Source organism: Pseudomonas sp. H3_A02, from assembly GCF_054671965.1.
This window is the reverse complement of the sequence record NZ_CP162807.1, coordinates 5,823,046-5,841,352: the sequence shown is the minus strand read 5'-3', so window position 1 is coordinate 5,841,352 and position 18,307 is coordinate 5,823,046. Positions and strand designations below refer to the sequence as shown.

The window sequence follows — 18,307 nt, the reverse complement described above, 5'->3', positions numbered from 1 at the left end:
CAGGGGAAGTGTCGTGGAGGCCAATCGCGAGCAAGCTGGCTCCCACACTGGATTTGCGGCGCTCACAAACTCCCTGTGGGAGCGAGCTTGCTCGCGATTGCAGCGACGCGGTCCATCAGTCGAACCGATAAATGTCCATCCCCAGCGTCCCCATCGTGAACCCTGCATGGGCCACACTGAATGTCCCACCGGCACCCCGGGCAAAATACAGCGGCAACAAGTGCTCGTCGCTGGGGTGGCTGCGTACGGCATTGGGCGCCTGACGGCGGTAGTCGTGCAGCGCGGCCTCGTCGTTGGCCACCAGGTGCTCGACCATCCAATCACGAAAGGCCTTGGCCCAGGGTTCGATGCTGTCAGGGCCGGCGTTCCAGTCCAGGTCGCGCAGGTTATGGGTGATGCTTCCGGAGCCGATCAGCAGGACGCCCTCTTGGCGCAGGCTTGCCAGGGCCTGGCCGACCTGTGTCTGCAGCAGCGGTCCCTGGCGGCTGGGCAGGGAAACCTGCACCACCGGGATGTCGGCCTCGGGGTACATCAACGACAATGGCACCCAGACGCCATGGTCGGACGGCCGTTGAGGGTCGAGGCGGGCCGACAGGTGCGCGGCGTTGAGCATGTCGGCTACTTGCTCTGCCAGTTGAGGATCGCCAGGCGCGGGGTACTGCACTTCATACAGCGCGGGGGGAAAGCCGCCGAAGTCGTGCCAAGTGCGCGGCTGCGGATTGGCGCTGACCAACAGTTCGTTGCTTTCCCAGTGGGCGGAGACGATGACGATGGCCTTGGGCTTGGGCAACTGACCGGCCAGGCGAGCCAGGGCCGGGCCGCTGGCACCGGGCTCCAAGGCCAGCATCGGTGAGCCATGGGAGATAAACAGGCTGGGCAGCATGAAGGGACTCCTGAGCGTTAAGATGGGGTCATCTTCCGTCAGGTCTATGATCTAAATCTAATATAAGTTTTAGCCTGTTTTGATCGAATTTTTGGAGCGAATCATGGAGCCCGAGTTTTGGCACAAGCGCTGGTCATCGAACCAGATCGGTTTTCACTTGCCGGAGGTGAACCCTTACCTGCAACGTTTCTGGCCGCAACTGGGATTGGCCCGGGGCAGTCGGGTGCTGGTGCCGTTGTGTGGAAAAAGCCTGGATCTGCTGTGGCTTGCCCATCAGGGCTACTCGGTGCTGGGCGTGGAGTTGTCGGAAAAAGCCGCCACTGATTTTTTTCTTGAGCATCAGCTTGAGCCGGTTGTGAGTGAAGAGGGGGCTTTCAGGGTGTTCCGTGCCGGTGATATCGAGATTCGCTGCGGTGATTTCTTTGCCCTGGGCGCGCAGGATGTGGCCGATTGTACGGGGCTGTACGATCGCGCTGCGTTGATTGCCTTGCCTATGCCGATGCGGGAGCGGTACGCGGCTCACCTGCAGAGGATCTTGCCCGGCGGTGTCGGCTTGTTGATTACCTTGGATTACAACCAGGATGAAATGCCTGGTCCACCGTTTTCCGTCGAGGATGATGAGGTGCGGCGGCTGTGGGGAGAGGGCTGGCGGCTGGAGGTTTTGCAGGAGCAGGATGTGCTTGGGGAGAGCTGGAAGTTTTTGCAGGCGGGGGTGAAACGGCTGGATGAGCGGGTGTATCGGATTTACAGTTATTGATGAGCCCGTATCACTGGCTAATGCTGTTCACTTAAGCCGTTATTGAAGATTTTGATTATCTGTTCCGAGAGGTGTGGTTTGGTGTGTATATCCATTGCTGCGGTAACGGCTGCTTAGGGTTCCGCTCTTACAGCGGGTCACTTTTGGAAAAGCGCCAAAAGTAACCAAAAACGCTTTGCCCCACCACTCGGCACCTCGCTAAGGCTCGGTGTGCCCTCACTCCGGCGTTGCTCCGTGGGCCCGCCGCGAAGGGCCATCCATGGCCCAGCGCGGCTATCCCGGCATCCATGCCGGGATGCCCACTGCGCAATGCCTGCGTTCGGCCAGCGTGGTTTAACGGGGCGTCCAGATCAAAGTCCAAAGCAAGAGCAAGAGCAAGAGCAAGAGCAAGAGCAAGAGCAAGAGCGGGATACATGCCAGCATCTGTTTAGCTGAACCACCGCTATCGCGAGCAAGCTCGCTCCCACACTGGATCTTCAGAAGACACAAAATCCATGTACGCCGCAAAACCTGTGGGAGCGAGCTTGCTCGCGATGAGGCCAGGAAACCCAACATCCTTGTGACTGAACCACCGCCATCGCGAGCAGGCTCGCTCTCACACTCATCCCACAGGAGAAACGCGGTCCCGCCATGAACCAGGTCGGCTATCAGGCCGCTTCGCGGTGGACGTTGATCTCGGGCGCCCCGTTAACCACGCTGGCTGAACGAAGGTATTGCGCAGTGGGCAACCCGGCATGGATGCCGGGTTAGCCGCGCTGGGCCATGGATGGCCCTTCGCGGCGGGCCCACGGAGCAATGCCTTCGTTCAGGCATGCCGAGCCTAGGCGAGGCACCGAGTGGTGGGGCAGAAGCGTTTTGGTTACTTTTGCGCTCTTCAAAAGTGACCCGCTGTAAAAGCGGAACCCTAAGTGGCCGTTACCGCAGCAACGGATATACACACCACTCTAAAAAACAGAGAACAAAAAAACGGCGCTTCTCATTTCTGAAGAAGCGCCGTTTTTTCTAAGTGAACAGCATTACGCTTGACGCTCGAACCTGTCAGCCCCGACGACGCAGTGCGTCAATACGCTCCTCCAGCGGCGGGTGGCTCATGAACATGCGTGCCAGGCCCTGCTTGATGCCACCGTTGATACCAAAGGCGTTCAGAGTATCGGGCATGTGCACTGGCAAGCCTTGCTCTGCGCGCAGACGTTGCAGGGCACCGATCATGGCGCTGGTGCCGGCCAAGCGTGCACCGGCGTCGTCGGCGCGGAACTCGCGTTTGCGCGAGAACCACATGACGATGGCGCTGGCGAGGATGCCCAGTACCAGCTCGGCGAAGATCGTCGCCACGTAGTAGGCAATGCCCTGGCCTTCTTCGTTCTTGAAAATCACCTTGTCGACGAAATTACCGATGATCCGGGCGAAGAACATCACGAAGGTGTTCACCACGCCTTGGATCAGCGCCAGGGTCACCATGTCGCCGTTGGCAACGTGGCCGATCTCGTGGGCCAGCACGGCCTTGACTTCATCGGGCGAGAACCGCTCGAGCAAACCCTGGCTGACGGCGACCAGGGCGTCGTTCTTGTTCCAGCCCGTGGCGAAGGCGTTGGCCTCGTAGGCCGGGAAGATACCCACTTCCGGCATCTTGATACCGGCTTCGCGGGACAACTGCTCGACGGTCTGCAGCAGCCATTGTTCGTGACGCGTGCGCGGCTGGCTGATGATCTGGGTGCCGGTGCTCATCTTCGCCATCCACTTGGAGATGAACAGCGAGAACAGGGAACCGGCGAAACCGAACACCGCACAGAAGATCAGCAGCTGATTGAGGTTGAGGTCAACCCCATTGGCCGCCATGAACCCGTTGAAGCCAAAGAGGCTCAGGGTGATGCTGGCAATCAGCACGACCGCCAGGTTAGTGGCCAAGAACAGCAGGATGCGCATCATGGTTGTGAAAATCTCCTCATGCTAAAGATGTAGCGTTATGCGGGGTATATAAGGTGCTGCTGCAGGCTATTCAACTCGCCGACTATTTCAAACTGTGTCCTACAGGCGTCCTAAATGTTTGAAAGACATTTCTGAAAGTGACCAGGGAAAAGAAATGCGCTGCCTGCCCCCCGTGAACGTTGAGCCCAGATGCACGTTAACCGTCCAATCCCCAGTGTAGAAGGCCCGACGGACTCGGCAGAACGGATATGTTGCTGAATCAAACAGCGTGCGAGGTGAGGACGCCTCGCACGCTGCCTGGCTTATTGACGGTAGGACTTGAGGAAGTTGCCGATCCGGCCAATGGCCTGGTCGAGGTCATCGACCCGCGGCAGGGTCACGACGCGGAAGTGGTCCGGCCATGGCCAGTTGAACGCCGTACCCTGGACCACCAGCAGCTTCTCGGACAGCAGCAGGTCAAGGACGAACTTTTCATCGTTGTGGATCGGGCAGACCTTCGGGTCGATCCGTGGGAAGGCATACAGGGCGCCCATCGGCTTGACACAACTGACGCCGGGAATGTCGTTGAGCAGTTCCCAGGTACGATTGCGCTGTTCCAGCAGCCGGCCCTGGGGCAGGACCAGGTCGTTGATGCTCTGGTAGCCGCCCAGCGCCGTCTGGATCGCATGCTGGCTCGGCACGTTGGCGCACAGGCGCATGTTGGCCAGCATGTCGATGCCTTCGATGTAACTCTGGGCATGGTGCTTGGGCCCGGAGATGGCGATCCAGCCGGAGCGGAAACCGGCGACCCGATAGGACTTGGACAGGCCGTTGAAGGTCAGGCACAGCAGGTCCGGTGCCAGGGAGGCGGTGCACACGTGCACGGCGTCGTCGTAGAGGATCTTGTCGTAGATCTCGTCGGAGAACACCACCAGGTTGTGCTGGCGGGCCAGTTCCAGCATGCCCAGCAGCACTTCCCGGGAGTACACGGCGCCGGTCGGGTTGTTCGGGTTGATGATCACCAATGCCTTGGTGTTGGGCGTGATCTTGGCCTTGATGTCCGCCAGGTCGGGAAACCAGTTGGCCTGTTCGTCGCACAGGTAATGCACCGGGTTGCCGCCGGACAGGCTCACGGCAGCGGTCCACAGCGGATAGTCCGGTGCTGGCACCAGGACTTCGTCGCCGTTGTTGAGCAGGGCCTGCATGGACATCACGATCAACTCGGACACGCCGTTGCCCAGGTAGATGTCCTCGATGCCGATTCCTTCGACCTGCTTCTGCTGGTAATACTGCATCACGGCCTTGCGCGCACTGAACAGGCCCTTGGAGTCGCTGTAGCCCTGGGCGGTCGGCAGGTTGCGAATGACGTCCTGGAGGATTTCATCGGGCGCTTCGAAACCAAAGGGGGCCGGGTTGCCGATGTTCAGCTTGAGGATGCGATGGCCTTCCTCTTCCAGGCGTTTGGCGTGCTTGAGCACCGGGCCGCGAATGTCGTAGCAGACGTTGGCGAGCTTGTTCGATTTGCTGACCTGCATGGCGATGTGTTCCCGAAAATGAACGATCCAGGCGGCGTATGAGCTACCGTACTGGGAATCCTGCGTCTGTGCCCAGGCCTGACGCGGTGTAGGCGCCACAATCCGTTTGAATGCGCATGGCGTGACTGCCAGACTGGCGTCTGACGAGGCGCAATCATACGTGCCGCCCGATCTGCGGAAAAGCGTCGGATCGGGCTTTTTCAATTGCCGAGGTAGGACGATGGAAAAGTTGCAGAAAACCCTTGAAGAATGGCGCGCCATGCTCGACCCGGAGCAGTACAACGTCTGTCGGTTGAAGGGCACCGAGCGGCCATTCTCCGGCAAATACAACGCCACCAAGACCGACGGTGTGTACCACTGCGTCTGCTGCAACGAGCCGCTGTTCGATTCGCAGACCAAATTCGATTCGGGCTGTGGCTGGCCGAGTTTCTACGCGCCGATAGAGGGCAGTGCGGTGGTGGAGGTGCGGGACGTCAGCCACGGCATGATTCGCACCGAAGTGGTTTGCGCCAAATGCGACGCCCACCTGGGCCACGTCTTCCCCGACGGCCCGCCGCCCACGGATTTGCGGTACTGCATCAACTCGGTGTGCCTGGATCTGGTCCCCCGCGAGTAATACGGTGGGAGCAAAGCTTGCTCGCGAAACAGGGCACCTCGATCCCTGAAAGATCGCATTGCCTTCATCGCGGGCAAGCCTTGCTCCCACAGCTTGTGACGTGGGAATTTCTGATAATTAAATTGCATGCAATTTAATTGCTCGCTATCTTCGGCTTCCTCTTCTTCCCATCTGGAGCCTTGCCATGAGCGACAACCTGCTGAGCATCCCGTGCACCACCATCAAGGGTGAGCAAAAGACCCTCGCCGATTTCGCCGGCAAGGCTGTGCTGGTGGTCAACACCGCCAGCCAGTGCGGGTTCACTCCGCAATACAAAGGGCTTGAGGCGTTGTGGCAGACCTACAAGGACCAAGGCCTGGTGGTGCTGGGCTTTCCCTGCAATCAGTTCGGCAAGCAGGAGCCGGGAAATGAAGGGGCGATCACCGAGTTCTGCGAACTGAACTTCGGTGTGAGTTTTCCGCTGTTCAAGAAAATCGAAGTCAACGGCGCCAACGCCCATCCGCTGTTCGTCCAGCTTAAACAGCGAGCCCCCGGCGTGCTGGGGTCCAAAGGCATCAAGTGGAATTTCACCAAGTTCCTGATCGGCAAGGACGGTCAGGTGGTCAAGCGTTTTGCCCCGACCACCAAACCCCAGGACCTGACCGGTGAGATCGAAGCGCTGCTCAAATGAATGACCTGTCCGTCGATTCGCTGAAGCTCGACAGCCAGTTGTGCTTCAAGCTGTACGCCGCTTCCCGTGCGGTGATCCGTGGCTACAAGCCGATGCTCGATCAGCTCGGCCTGACGTATCCGCAATACCTGGCGATGCTGGTGTTGTGGGAATGGCAAGACACGGCTCCGCCGCAGCCGACGGTCAAGGCCCTGGGCGAGCGTTTGCTGCTGGATTCCGGCACGCTGACGCCGCTGCTCAAGCGCCTGGAGCAGTTGGACCTGGTCCAGCGCCAGCGTTCGGCCCGGGATGAGCGGGAGGTACATTTGAGCCTGTCGGCTGCGGGACGGGCTTTGCGCGAACAGGTTGGCCCGCTCAAGGCCCGCCTGTTATGCGACAGCGGCGTCGATCTGGACCGCCTGGGCGCATTGCGGGACGGTCTCGATCATCTGCTGGGCCAGATCAAAGCGCTGACGTAGTGGGTATCCACTGGTCCAGTACGGCCGCCAGCTCTTCCCGGCGGAACGGTTTGGACAGGTAATCGTTCATGCCAGAGGCCCGGCAGCGCTCACGTTCCTCGGGCATCGCGTTGGCCGTCAGCGCAACGATCGGCAGGTCCGACCAGCGCCCGCTGCGGCGAATCTGCCGGCTGGCTTCGTAGCCGTCCATCACCGGCATGTTGCAGTCCATCAACACCAGGTCGAACACCTGCTGTTCCAGTTGATCCAGGGCTTCGACGCCGTGGGCCGCGACGGTGACTTCGCAGCCCAGTTTCACCAGCATGCCCTTGGCCACCAGTTGGTTGACCGGATTGTCCTCCACCAGCAGCACTCGTCCGCGCCTGGACGGCGCCAGGGTTTCGATCTGTGCATCGTTGATGGTGGTTGCCTCGCTTTGCATGGCGCGCCGCAGGATCTGGTACAGCGCATGGCGTGCCAGCGGTCGAGCCTGTTGTATCAGCGGGGCGAGGGCGGCGGCTTCCTCGCCGGGCATGAAGCTGCCATAGGCGGTCACCAGCAGGATCGGCGCATCAAAGGTCGGCCGCAGGTTGAACAGGCATTCCGGGCAATCGGTAATCAGCACGTCAGGTTTGAGCCCCAGCAGTCCGTCATCGATGGAGCGTTGCACATAATCCAAACCCCATCCCGGCAACAGCATGCTCAGCAACTCGGCCAGGCCGCTGCTGCTGGCGGTGATGGCGACGACGTTGCCGCGCAACGGTTCGAGCGGCGTTGCCGGGAGGTGACAAGGCAGGGGCAGGTCAGCGCAGAACTGACTGCCGAAGCCGGCTTCGGAACTGATCGTCAACCGGCCCTGCATGGCTTCGCAGAGGTTGTAGGTCAATGCCAATCCCAGCCCGGTGCCACCAAACTGACGGGTAATCCCGGCGCCGGCCTGAGTGAACGGTTGCAGGATTCTCGCCTGGGCTTCCTGAGGAATGCCGATACCGGTGTCGCAGACTTCGATTCGCACGCCGCCTTCGTAATGGCTCAACTTCACGTCGACCCGCCCGAAGCGTGTGAACTTCAAGGCGTTGGACAGCAGGTTGCTGACGATCTGGCGCACCCGGGTCGGGTCGCCGAGCACCTGCGCCGGGAACCGGGGATCGATCAGGCAGGCCAGCTCGACACTGGGGGCCGCGTTCTGGGAAAGCAGGTTGGCGGTATCCTCCACCAGGGCGCCGAGGTCGAACGGGATGCGTTCGAGCTCCAGTTGACCGGCGTCGAATTTCGACAGGTCGAGGATGTCGTTGAGCAGTTCGACCAATACCTTGCCCGAGTCATGGGCAATCGAGAGCTGCTGCTGTTGCTCGGCCGTCAGGGGACCGTCCAAGGACAGGGCGATCATGCCCAGCAGGCCATTGAGCGGCGTGCGGATCTCGTGACTCATGTTGGCGAGGAACACGGAGCGGGCTTCGGCCATGTCCAGGGCCGTGCGTCGGGCCACCTCCAGCTCTTCGTTGGACTGGCTGAGGCGGGTGTTGATGGCCTTGAGTTCGGCGGTGCGTGCCGAGACGATGTTTTCCAGTTGCGCAAGGTACTCGGTGAGGCGATTTTCGGCCGTGCGTCGCTGTTGGATTTCCGTGGAGATATTTTCGAACTGCTGGTTGGCGACGGACACCAGCACGCCGATTTCATCGGACTGGTGGCCGGCCGGGCATTCCAGACGGTTCTGTTCACTGCTGCTCGGGTCGCGGCTGCTCAGTTCGCGGATGACCCGCACCAGAGGCTTGGTCAGCATCACGTAGAACAGCGCCAGCAGCAGGCCGGTCAGGATCAGGCTGCGGGCGAAGCCGTTGAGTAAGGTGACCTCGGCACGGCGCAGGAAACGACTGCCGAATGCATAGGTGTCGACGTCCAGTCGCAGTATGCCCAGGGATTCGGCGGGCAAGTGGTCCAGGTAGAGCCGGTCCTCGAACTGGCGCTGGGCACCGAACAGGAAGTCGCTGATGAATCGGTAGCTGCTTTGCAGCTCGGGCCGCTTGACGCTGGCCAGCACGGTATTGTTGTTATCGATCAGCTCGGCGCCGATGATGGCCGGTGAGCGCAACAGACCCATGGACAGTTCTTGGGCGAGTTCGGCGTCGATGTTGTAGGCGATGCGCGAGGCCGGGTTGTGGCTGATTTCCAGCAGCGACAGGATTTCACGGTTGATCGACGCGTCTTCGCTGGCATAATCGATGCCGATCTGCATCAGGCTGAGCAAGGTGCCCAACACGAAGCCCACCAGGACGGTCAGGCGGGCCTGCTTATAGGAAAGCCGTTGGGTGAATCTGATGTCCATTGAGTGATGAACCACTTACGTTTCCCTTCGCCGGTCAAGCATAGCTGATCATCTCTGAATACCGGCGCAACCGGTTGGTTTTGTGTGAAGTAGACCCGCCATTGGATACGGCGTTTCGTTGCTGGAGCGCCATCATTACTGTGAACCTGTCCGAGGAAAAGACGTGGACTCGCGATTGAATGCTTTTCTTGAGCGCGCCGATGCCGTGCTGGCCCGGATCGAGCCTTTGCTGCCGGCGCCCCGGCCCTCCATCGATTGGACCCAGACCCTGGCCGCCCGCTGGCAGCGTGACGGGCGCAGCGGCTACCTGCTGCCGCTGCAGGTCAGCCTCGACATGCGCCTGTCGGACCTGATCGGCGTGGACCGCCAGGTCGAACAACTGGGCCGCAACACCCGCCAGTTCATCGATGGCATGCCGGCCAACCATGCCTTGCTCTGGGGCTCGCGTGGCACCGGCAAGTCGTCCCTGGTGCGCGCCCTGTTGGCCGAACATGCCCAGCATGGCCTGCGGTTGATCGAGATCGAACGCGATCACTTGGCTGATCTGCCCCGGGTGGTCGAGCAGGTAGCGAGACTGCCACAGCGCTTCGTGTTGTTCTGCGATGACTTGTCGTTCGAGTCCGGCGAAGGCGATTACCGCGTGCTCAAGAGTGTGTTGGATGGCTCCCTGGAGCAGGCGCCGGATAACGTGCTGCTGTATGCCACCTCCAACCGTCGTCACCTGGTGCCGGAAAAAGAGAGCGACAACGAGAATTGGAAACGGGTCGACGGCGAACTTCACCCCAGCGAAGCGGTTGAGGACAAGATCGCCTTGTCTGATCGCTTTGGCTTGTGGCTGTCGTTTTATCCGTTTACCCAGGAGCATTTCCTCAACGTCGTGGAGCACTGGATCGGCGAACTGGCGGCCAAGGCCGGGCTGGCCTGGCAGCGCGACGAAGCGTTGGATGTGCTGGCGGTACGCTGGGCAACCGGTCGCGGCAACCGCAACGGACGTTGCGCTTATCAATTTGCCCGTTATTGGGTAGGCCTGAAATTGTTGGAGCACAAGGCATGATCGATTTGAAGGGCACCGGTGCTGGCCTCGATGGCTACGCGTTGTTATCGGCACAGTTGGAATCCTTGCTGGCCGATGAGCGTGACTTCATCGCCAACGCCGCGCAGTTCTCGGCTTTCCTGTCCAGTCAGTTGGACGATCTGAATTGGGCCGGTTTCTACCTCAATCGCAACGAAGAGCTGGTCTTGGGCCCGTTCCAGGGCCAGATCGCCTGTGTGCGGATTCCCTTTGGCCGTGGTGTGTGTGGCACGGCGGCAGCGACCCGGCAGACCCAGCGCGTTGAAGATGTCCATGCCTTCGCCGGGCACATCGCCTGCGACAGCGCGTCGAACAGCGAACTGGTGGTGCCGCTGGTCAAGGACGGGCGCCTGATCGGAGTGCTCGACCTGGACAGTCCGAAACTGGCGCGTTTCAGCGAGCATGATCAGGCCGGCATTGAAGCGTTGGCTGCAATATTCCTGCGCCTGACGGATTGCTGATCATGCCTTCAGCCCTGCCTTGAGCAGCAGGTTGTCGGCGTCGACCTCATCGATCTGGTGCGGGTCGAGGAACTGCTCGGCGTAGCTCAGGTAGATCTTTTCTTCGATGAACAGCCCGAACAGCTCGGGATCGATATGGGCGTCACGGCACATGGTGGCCATGATGCCCAATGCCTCACTCAGCTTCTTCGCTTTCTTGTAGGGTCGGTCGGCCGCCGTCAGTGCTTCGAAAATGTCGGCGATGGCCATCATGCGTGCCGGCAGGCTCATCTCTTCGCGCTTGAGGCGCTTGGGATAACCGCTGCCGTCCATCTTCTCGTGATGCCCGCCGGCGATCTCCGCCACGTTGTTCAGGTGGCTGGGGAAGGGCAGCTGGCTGAGCATCAGGATCGTCTGCACCATGTGGTGATTGATGACGTAGCGCTCTTCGCGGGTCAGCGTGCCTCGCGTGATGCTCAGGTTGTAGAGCTCGCCGCGGTTGTATTTCCAGGCCGGCACATCGAGCTGGAAGCCCCACGGATTGTCCGCCGGGATCAGTTCGGCTGCGTTGCGCTCGATCAGGTGCTCGGGCTTGTCCGCCAACAGCGGCTCGGTGACCGGCAGTGTCGGTTTGGACGTGCGGGCCTGGCGCTGATTCTCTTCCCAGGAAACCCCCAGGCGATCATCGAGGGTCCGGGTCCACGGGCGTTGCGCGATATGTTGCAGGCGTTGCAGATCGACCTCGGCCATGGCTTCGGAGCCCAGGTTGCAGCGAGCGACGAAAGCGAAGTCGTCATCCAGTGCGGTCAATGTCGCGTCTCGCTGTTGTGCCAGGGAGGACGACTCGCCGCCGCTTGCCACAGCCTGCCAGTACTCGACCCAGGCGTCGCGCTTGAGCACTTCGAAGCGGGTGCGTATCTCGTGGATCCGGTCGTTCAGGGTTTCCAGTTTGGTGGCTTTGTCGACGACGTATTCAGGGGTGGTGACCTTGCCGCAATCGTGCAGCCAGGCGGCGATGTGCAGGGCTTCCCATTCATCCTCCGTGGGTTGATAGGCGCTGAACGCCGGTGCCTGGCTGGCGGCGGCGGCCTGGGCGAGCGTCAGGGTCAGGACCGGCACCCGCTGGCAATGGCCGCCGGTGTAGGGACTCTTGGCATCGATCGCGCCGGCCAGCAGTTGGATGAAGGCGTCCAGCAGTTGCTTTTGCTTGGCCTGCAGGCGCTGGCCCTCGATGCTCACGGTGGCGGCGCCGGACACGGCTTGCAGGAAGGCGATGCGATCGGGCTGGAGTTTTTCCAGGTCGGCTTCGGTGCCGCTGTCGGTGATCAGCAACACCAAGACGCCGACGGTTTCCTGGTGGCGATTGCGCAGGCGGATGCCGATCAGGTGGACCCGAGGCGAGTCCAGTGCCCGCAGGATGCCTTGCAGGTCGGCCGCCTGCTCGAAGCCCAGGGAGGTCACAAGATTGTCCGAGACGGCCAGTTGCTGGAGCCATTGCGGGCTGTCGCTAGCCTGTAGCTCATGACTGCGCAGCTTGAAGGCGTCGAGGTCCCTGGGGGTGCCATCGATCACCAGCCCATAGGGCTTGAGCCGATTTTCGTCGTTCTCACGCAGGTAGATCAGGCCGGCTTGGGCCTGGCCGATTTTCACGGTTTCGAACAACACCCGCTCCAGCAACGGGGCGAAGCGGGTTTCGGCGCGCAGGCTGGCGGTGATTTCAAAGAAACTTGCCAGGGTCTCTTTCATGCGCCCCATCGAGACGCTCAACTGATCGACTTCCAGCACCGGGGAGCGGCGGGACACCGGATAGTTGAAGTCAAAGCTGCGAATGGCGTCAGCTTCCTGCACCAGCTCGCGCAAGGGCTTAACCAGGATCCTGGATGTCAGCCAGCCCAGGGGCAGGCACAGCAGCAGGGTGGCGAGGGTGATGAGTGCGCCTTGCCAACGCATGCGATAAGCGTTGTCCAGCAGCTCGTCTTCAGGCACCAGTAACGCCAGTTCCAGGCCTTGGGGGCCGCCTTCCTGCATGTGGCTGCGCGAGACGATCCACTGGCGTCCGGCCGCTTCCAAGCGGGTCGTGTCAGCGTTGTCGTCGAGGACGGCGGCGACGGCCGGGCTGAGGTCGCGGGCCTTGATCAGTCGCGCTGACCGGGCGTCGGTGAGCAGCCGGTCGCTGTCGGGATAACCCACGGCATTGCCCTTGGGATCGAGCAATACGATCTCGGTGCCAGTGGTCACCTTGTGCTTGGCCAGGGTCTGGGACAGGGCCGCCAGGGTCAGGTCGGCGCCGATGACTGCCTGCTCGCCGCTACGCCGGGCCAGGGTGGTGCCGACGTTATGGGTCGAGAAAAAAACGTAGGGCTCGGTAGTGATCTGCTCGGTGCTGCCGGCGGCGCTGCGAAACCAGTCGCGGCTGCGCGGATCGTAGGTTTCGTCGGCCATGTCCCGGCGCTCGATGAGCGTCAGGGTCTCGTCGTAGAACAGCGACTCGGAATGAACCGGGCCTTGCTCGGTGTCTCGCTCCACGGTCCAGACCTGATAGGCCGCCCCGGTGGGTGCCAGCAGGGCGGTTTTCAGGGCGGGGGTGCGCAGTGGCCGGACCATCAAAAAATTGCCGCGCTGATCGCCCAGGTACAACGAAGCCAGGTTCGGGTTGTCCCGCAATGCCTGACTGAAAGGCACGAGCAGGGCCAGGCGTTGCGCCATCTGCGGTGTGCGTGTCGCCGGGTAGTCGGCCAGCAGGCTCAACAGGTGGCGGATGGGTTCGTAGGTGTCATACAAATCCAGGCGCACATCCTGTTCAATGCGGTTGAACAGTTTTTCACTGCTGGACAGGATGATTTGCGTGGTTTGCCGGTAATTGAAAATACCCAGCACCACGCCGGTCAACAGCAAAAGCAGGGTAAACATCACGCTGATATGGACGTGCAGGGGGAACCGGCGTTTGTCCGGACGCGGTGCGCTGGGCATTGCAGTCACTCCAAGTGTCAGGGGCGTTCTCGATGGGTGTTCCCGCGTGCAAGGGAAACCGATCGAGAACCCCCCAGGTACGCACTGCTGAGCGAATAGCATAGTAAATGCTGGGTTATTTTGCCTTGGCGATCTCCGTTTCCAGAGCCCACTCCAGGTCGCTCATGGCGCGGTCGAGGGCGTCGATGCAGTCGCTGATTCGTTCAGGTGCCTGTGCCTGATGACACGCCTGCTCCAATGCCTCGCACCGCTGGATCAGCGTGGTCGCCTGGACGATGCGGGCTACGCCTTTTATCTTGTGCGCCGTTTCGGTCAGCGCTTGCCGGTTTGCGTCCTGGGCGACGTCGAGCAACTCCTGGCGGTCCGAGCGACTGCTGCTGAGTAGTTCCGCCAGCAGGCGCCGGTTGGACGTAGGGTCGCCGCCGGTCAACGCCTGGAGGCTGTGCACGCTGAAAGCCGCCGGGCGACCGCTGGGTTTGACCGTCTTGATCCATTGGCTCAGGGCACTCAGGCTGATCGGTTTGAACAGGCAGTCATCCATTCCGGCGTCCTGGCAGCGTTGTTTTTCCTCCGGCTGGGCATTGGCGGTGAACCCCAGGAGGGTGCAGGGCGGCCGCCGCTGTTCGGACTCCTCGCGACGAATCGACCGGGCCAGTTCGTAACCGCTCATGATGGGCATGTTGCAATCGGCGATGACAAGATCGAAATGGCGTTTCTGCCAGACCTCGAGCCCGTGGGCACCATCATGGGCGACCTGGTAGTGATGGCCGAGGTATTCCAATTGCTGGGACATCAGCAGGCGATTGGCGGGGTGATCGTCCACGATCAGGACGTTCAAGGCGGCCTGGGCCGTTTCGATGACCGGTTCAAGTGGAACGCTAAGCGGCGCCGTTGACAGGACGGTGAGTTGCAGGCGGACCAGGACTTGGGTACCGAAGCCAGGTTGGCTGCTCATGTGCAGGCTACCGCCCATCATCCGGCATAGGTTACGACTGATCACCAGCCCCAGTCCCGCGCCTTTGCGGGCCATCCGACTGGTGTTATCGACCTGGGCAAAAGGTTCGAACAAGCGTTGCAGGTCGGCCGGACCGATGCCAATGCCGCTGTCGTTGACCTCCAGATGCATGTGCAGCACATCGTTCCGCTCGGTTGGCGACAGCCTTACCTTGACCACGACCTGGCCCTGCTCGGTGAATTTGAGGGCATTGCTGATCAGGTTCGACAGCACCTGCTTGAATCGCAAGGGGTCTATCAACACGTCAGGATTGCCCTCGGCGGTGTCGAACTGTAGCGACAACGCCAGGTTTTTCTGCCGGGCCACTCCCTCGAAGACCCGTATGACCGATTGCAGCAGGGCCCTGAGGTTGACGCGTTCGGGGGCCAGGCTCAAATGGCCGGATTCGATACGGGCGATGTCCAGGATGTCGCCTATCAGTTCGAGCATGCCGGAAGCCGACTCGTACGCGACTGCAATGGTCGAACGGTCCACGTGGCCTTTGTCGGCGTGTTTCAGGGCCAGCTCGAGCATGCCGATCACGGCGTTCATCGGGGTGCGGATTTCATGGCTCATGGTGGCCAGGAACGTGCTTTTGGCGCGGTTCGCGTCATCGGCCCGTTGCTTGGATGCGCGCAGTTCCTCGAACAGCTGCCGGCGTTCACTGATGTCGATCCAGCCGCCGATGATGCCTTGCACTTGCGCGGCGGAGTTTCGGTAGGGAAGGATCCAGTGATAGATCGTCAGTTTACGGTCGCCGATGTGCAGGGGACGGTCGACGATCAGGGCGGTACCTTCGGCCATGACGCGCTGGTAGTCCGCCTGGTATTCCTGCGCTTCGAAGGCGTTGCTCATGGAGCCGGGCATCGAGTCCTTGCCGATGATGTCTTCGCGCCTGGCGTTGAACGCTTCCAGGTAACTGTCGTTGCAGCTTTGCAGGATGCCGTTGCGATCCCTCACGTAAATAGGGTGGGGGGTGCCATTAAGCAGCGAATGCATGAATTCGAGTTGATCGTTGAGGGCCAGTTCAGCCCGTTGACGCTGCCTGATCTGGCGCTGCATGTAGGCGTTCCACGCCAGGGAAAGCAGCAACAACAGACCTACGCCCGCGACGACCTGGAAGAACAGGCGGTTATAGGTGCGCCAGGTGTGTTCCGAGGGAGAGACGTAACCGCGCCAGCGGTTGTTGATGACGCCCAGCTCGTCGGGGTCGATGCTGGTCAGGGCCTTGTCGAGGATGGCGTTCAACTCGCTGGCGTTTTTGGCCGTGGCCAGCGCGAACAGCGCCTGTTGGGTGCCCACCGTGCTGCTGATCTGCAACCTGTCCCGCCACGCATGGGAGGAAATGAAGTAGTTGGCCATCACCTGCGAGTGCACGCTGCCGTCGATCTGGCCATGAGCGAGCATGTCTACGGCGCGCAAGGGGCCGTCCGTTTCGATGATCTGGATGCTCGGGTACTGGCTGCGCAGCCATTCAATGACCGGATTACCCTTGGCGATCGCCACGCTGGCGTGGCCGAATTGATCCAGTGTGGTGGGCGTGTCGGACGGCTTGCGGGTCAATAGAACGAACGAGCTGTCGACGTAGGGACGGCTGAATTTCAACTGGCGTTGCCGTTCACTGCTGGGCAACAGTGCGGCGATCATGTCGGCTTGATCGTTCAGGACTGCGGCAATCATTTCACTGTCGTTCTGATGGCGCTGGATGTCCAGGCGCAGGCCGGTGCGCAACCGGATCAGTTCCAGCAGGTCGGCGCTGATGCCGCGAAAATCACCGTCCGAATCGAAGAAGGTGAAGGGGGCGGAGGTTTCGTTTACTGCCACCCGGACTACCGGATGCCGGGCCAGCCAGCGTTGCTCGCGGTCGGTCAGTTGTACCCGGTGGTCTGTGAGGTACAGGTCGCTGCCTGCGCTCCAGCGCTTGGAAATGGCCGCCTGTTCGGCGATGGGAACCTGGTTCAGCGTAGCGTTGATGATGTCCAGCAGACGGGTATCGCCACGGCGTACGGCGAAACCGAATCCATAGGATTCATGTTTGCCGAAGCTGGCCATACGGATATTGCTCAAGTAACCCTTGCTGATCATGTAGTGGGTGGACAGGGTATCGCCGAGAAATACATCGGCCTGGCCAAAGGCGACAGCGTTGATGGCGTTCTGGTAGGACGGATAGGTGGTGATGATTGCCTTGGGGTAGAGTTTTTCGATTTCCCGCAAGGGCAGGTAGTGATAGACCATACTCAGCCGCAACCCCTTGAGGTCTTCATTCAGGGATCGGCTTTCATTCGTTCGGGTGACGAGCACGGGTTGGTCCACTGCGTATGGCGTCGAGAGCGCAATGTCGGGGTCGCGGGCCTCGAAACCGTTGGCGGTGCCCAGCATATCGATTTTCCCATCCTTGAGCGCCGCCATGGCTGCCTCACGGGAAGCGAAACGCAGGACACTCATGGGCAGGCCGGTGGCCTTGGCGAGGATGTTGGCATAGTCGGCGGTCAGGCCCTCGTAGTCGCGTCCGCTGGCGGAGAGATCGAAGGGCGGGTAATCCGGTGCGGAAGTTCCCAGGACCAGTTCCTGCCGGCTTTTTAGCCAGGCGCGGTGGACATCATCGAGCTTGATCTCGGCCTGAGCCATGGACGAACGCCCTAGCAGCGTGTACTGCGCGGGCGCATCCGGCGTCGCCGCGAGCACTCCTGTATATAACGCTGCGCTGATCAGCAGGAGGCATTCGGTTATGCGTCTGAGCATCCTGTTTTCTCACACCAGCGCGTTGCGCTTCGCCATTTCAATCAGCTCGACCAGGGACTTGACCTTGAGTTTCTGCATCAGGCGCTTTTTATAAGTGCTGACGGTTTTATTGCTGAGAAACATCCCCTTGGCTATTTCCTTGTTGGTCCGGCCTTGGGCAAAAAGTTGCAGTACCATCAGTTCCCGATCATTGACGCTTTTGAACAGGTCCAGCTCTATGCTGCGCGGGTCATCCGGGCGTACCGGGTTCAGCGCCTGGCTGGGAAAGTAGTTATAGCCGGACAATACCGCTTTGATCGCGCTGACAAGTTCGCTGAGGTCTTCCTGTTTGCACACGTAACCAGAGGCGCCGGATTGCATGCATCGGATACCAAAGAGCGTCGGCGATTGTGCCGTGAGCACCAGTGTCTTGAGCGGCGTGGTCATGGCGTTGAAGCGCGACAGAATTTCCAGCCCGTCAAGTTTGGGGATGCTGATGTCCAGGATAACCAGGTCTGGCATGCATTCGCGCACCATTTGCATCGCGTCGACGCCGTTGTCAGTTTCTCCTACGACCTTATAGCCCTCATGTTCCAGGAGCATGCGAACGGCGAGGCGGATGACCGGATGATCGTCGACAATGAAAACGGAGTTCATGAATAAATTACCCTGCGAACTTGAATAAAGCGCGCACCTTAGCCCACTTACAGCCGGGGCCGTACGAAGAGACGGGCATGCAACTTCAATTTCAGAAGTTTCCTACAAAAAAAGAGGCAAGATATTACGGTGTAATCGGTTTTTTAGTAGGTGGATGACAATAAGAGGGGAGATGTTGGCGGTGTGTGGAAGGATATTTCTTTGAATGTGTTGTTTGTGCAAACAAAGGACGCGCTTTAACCAAGATTTGTGTAAGCCATACATTTATTTATCTACTTAAAACTCCTTGTGGGGTGGTGCTACAAAATCCACATGCACCGCCAA

13 protein-coding genes are annotated in these 18,307 nt (G+C 60.5%); 6 read left to right on the top strand and 7 right to left on the bottom strand.

All coding sequences use genetic code 11. The annotated features are described in order from the left end of the window. Positions 1-115: 115 nt before the first annotated feature. Positions 116-883, bottom strand: a complete 768-nt coding sequence (locus AB4N80_RS25590) for a DODA-type extradiol aromatic ring-opening family dioxygenase (RefSeq protein WP_460079480.1) — start codon at positions 881-883, stop codon at positions 116-118. A 103-nt stretch (positions 884-986) separates the two neighbouring features. On the opposite strand from AB4N80_RS25590, the gene AB4N80_RS25585 reads away from it, so the two are divergent. Then, positions 987-1,640, top strand: a complete 654-nt coding sequence (locus AB4N80_RS25585; protein WP_122568538.1) for a thiopurine S-methyltransferase — start codon at positions 987-989, stop codon at positions 1,638-1,640. Positions 1,641-2,678: 1,038 nt separating this feature from the next. On the opposite strand, the gene htpX is transcribed toward AB4N80_RS25585, so the two are convergent. Both htpX and AB4N80_RS25575 read right to left on the bottom strand, forming a co-directional pair. Continuing rightward, entirely contained in the window at positions 2,679-3,566 is an 888-nt protein-coding gene (gene htpX, locus AB4N80_RS25580; protein WP_003183732.1) for a protease HtpX, read from the bottom strand. Between the two features lie 302 nt (positions 3,567-3,868). Further along, positions 3,869-5,080, bottom strand: coding sequence for a pyridoxal phosphate-dependent aminotransferase (locus AB4N80_RS25575; RefSeq protein ID WP_018603142.1), 1,212 nt, complete (start codon positions 5,078-5,080; stop codon positions 3,869-3,871). A 220-nt stretch (positions 5,081-5,300) separates the two neighbouring features. On the opposite strand from AB4N80_RS25575, the gene msrB reads away from it, so the two are divergent. The 3 genes from msrB to AB4N80_RS25560 all read left to right on the top strand — a co-directional run bounded on the left by msrB (position 5,301) and on the right by AB4N80_RS25560 (position 6,824). Continuing rightward, positions 5,301-5,696, top strand: coding sequence for a peptide-methionine (R)-S-oxide reductase MsrB (gene msrB / locus AB4N80_RS25570; protein ID WP_122567842.1), 396 nt, complete (start codon positions 5,301-5,303; stop codon positions 5,694-5,696). A gap of 184 nt (positions 5,697-5,880) precedes the next feature. Beyond that, positions 5,881-6,366, top strand: a complete 486-nt coding sequence (locus AB4N80_RS25565; protein WP_003199416.1) for a glutathione peroxidase — start codon at positions 5,881-5,883, stop codon at positions 6,364-6,366. Continuing rightward, on the top strand, positions 6,363-6,824 hold the full coding sequence (locus AB4N80_RS25560; protein ID WP_122567843.1) for a MarR family winged helix-turn-helix transcriptional regulator: 462 nt from the start codon (positions 6,363-6,365) through the stop codon (positions 6,822-6,824). The genes AB4N80_RS25565 and AB4N80_RS25560 overlap by 4 nt, the downstream gene beginning before the upstream one ends. Here the strand turns inward: AB4N80_RS25560 and AB4N80_RS25555 are convergent. Then, positions 6,808-9,129, bottom strand: a complete 2,322-nt coding sequence (locus AB4N80_RS25555) for a hybrid sensor histidine kinase/response regulator (RefSeq protein WP_122567844.1) — start codon at positions 9,127-9,129, stop codon at positions 6,808-6,810. The genes AB4N80_RS25560 and AB4N80_RS25555 overlap by 17 nt on opposite strands. 163 nt (positions 9,130-9,292) lie before the next feature. Between AB4N80_RS25555 and AB4N80_RS25550 the strand changes: the two genes are divergently transcribed. After that, positions 9,293-10,183, top strand: coding sequence for an ATP-binding protein (locus AB4N80_RS25550; RefSeq protein ID WP_460079464.1), 891 nt, complete (start codon positions 9,293-9,295; stop codon positions 10,181-10,183). Further along, positions 10,180-10,662, top strand: coding sequence for a GAF domain-containing protein (locus AB4N80_RS25545; RefSeq protein WP_354339694.1), 483 nt, complete (start codon positions 10,180-10,182; stop codon positions 10,660-10,662). The genes AB4N80_RS25550 and AB4N80_RS25545 overlap by 4 nt, the downstream gene beginning before the upstream one ends. On the opposite strand, the gene AB4N80_RS25540 is transcribed toward AB4N80_RS25545, so the two are convergent. The 3 genes from AB4N80_RS25540 to AB4N80_RS25530 form a co-directional block, all read right to left on the bottom strand. After that, positions 10,663-13,611 (bottom strand): HD domain-containing phosphohydrolase, encoded by a 2,949-nt coding sequence (locus tag AB4N80_RS25540; protein WP_460079460.1) that lies wholly within the window; start codon positions 13,609-13,611, stop codon positions 10,663-10,665. Positions 13,612-13,726: 115 nt separating this feature from the next. After that, positions 13,727-17,347: a transporter substrate-binding domain-containing protein gene (locus AB4N80_RS25535; protein ID WP_460079457.1), complete on the bottom strand. Its 3,621-nt coding sequence runs from the start codon at positions 17,345-17,347 to the stop codon at positions 13,727-13,729. 9 nt (positions 17,348-17,356) lie between these two features. Beyond that, a complete protein-coding gene (locus AB4N80_RS25530; RefSeq protein WP_014337291.1) occupies positions 17,357-17,983 on the bottom strand; it encodes a response regulator transcription factor in 627 nt (208 codons plus the stop codon). Positions 17,984-18,307 lie beyond the last annotated feature (324 nt).

Excerpts from the sequence above, each read along its gene's own strand:
- AB4N80_RS25590 (WP_460079480.1), bottom strand. The coding sequence starts at position 883 with ATGCTGCCCAGCCTGTTTATCTCCCATGGCTCACCGATGCTGGCCTTG.
- AB4N80_RS25585 (WP_122568538.1), top strand. The coding sequence starts at position 987 with ATGGAGCCCGAGTTTTGGCACAAGCGCTGGTCATCGAACCAGATCGGT.
- htpX (WP_003183732.1), bottom strand. The coding sequence starts at position 3,566 with ATGATGCGCATCCTGCTGTTCTTGGCCACTAACCTGGCGGTCGTGCTG.
- AB4N80_RS25575 (WP_018603142.1), bottom strand. The coding sequence starts at position 5,080 with ATGCAGGTCAGCAAATCGAACAAGCTCGCCAACGTCTGCTACGACATT.
- msrB (WP_122567842.1), top strand. The coding sequence starts at position 5,301 with ATGGAAAAGTTGCAGAAAACCCTTGAAGAATGGCGCGCCATGCTCGAC.
- AB4N80_RS25565 (WP_003199416.1), top strand. The coding sequence starts at position 5,881 with ATGAGCGACAACCTGCTGAGCATCCCGTGCACCACCATCAAGGGTGAG.
- AB4N80_RS25560 (WP_122567843.1), top strand. The coding sequence starts at position 6,363 with ATGAATGACCTGTCCGTCGATTCGCTGAAGCTCGACAGCCAGTTGTGC.
- AB4N80_RS25555 (WP_122567844.1), bottom strand. The coding sequence starts at position 9,129 with ATGGACATCAGATTCACCCAACGGCTTTCCTATAAGCAGGCCCGCCTG.
- AB4N80_RS25545 (WP_354339694.1), top strand. The coding sequence starts at position 10,180 with ATGATCGATTTGAAGGGCACCGGTGCTGGCCTCGATGGCTACGCGTTG.
- AB4N80_RS25540 (WP_460079460.1), bottom strand. The coding sequence starts at position 13,611 with ATGCCCAGCGCACCGCGTCCGGACAAACGCCGGTTCCCCCTGCACGTC.
- AB4N80_RS25535 (WP_460079457.1), bottom strand. The coding sequence starts at position 17,347 with ATGCTCAGACGCATAACCGAATGCCTCCTGCTGATCAGCGCAGCGTTA.
- AB4N80_RS25530 (WP_014337291.1), bottom strand. The coding sequence starts at position 17,983 with ATGAACTCCGTTTTCATTGTCGACGATCATCCGGTCATCCGCCTCGCC.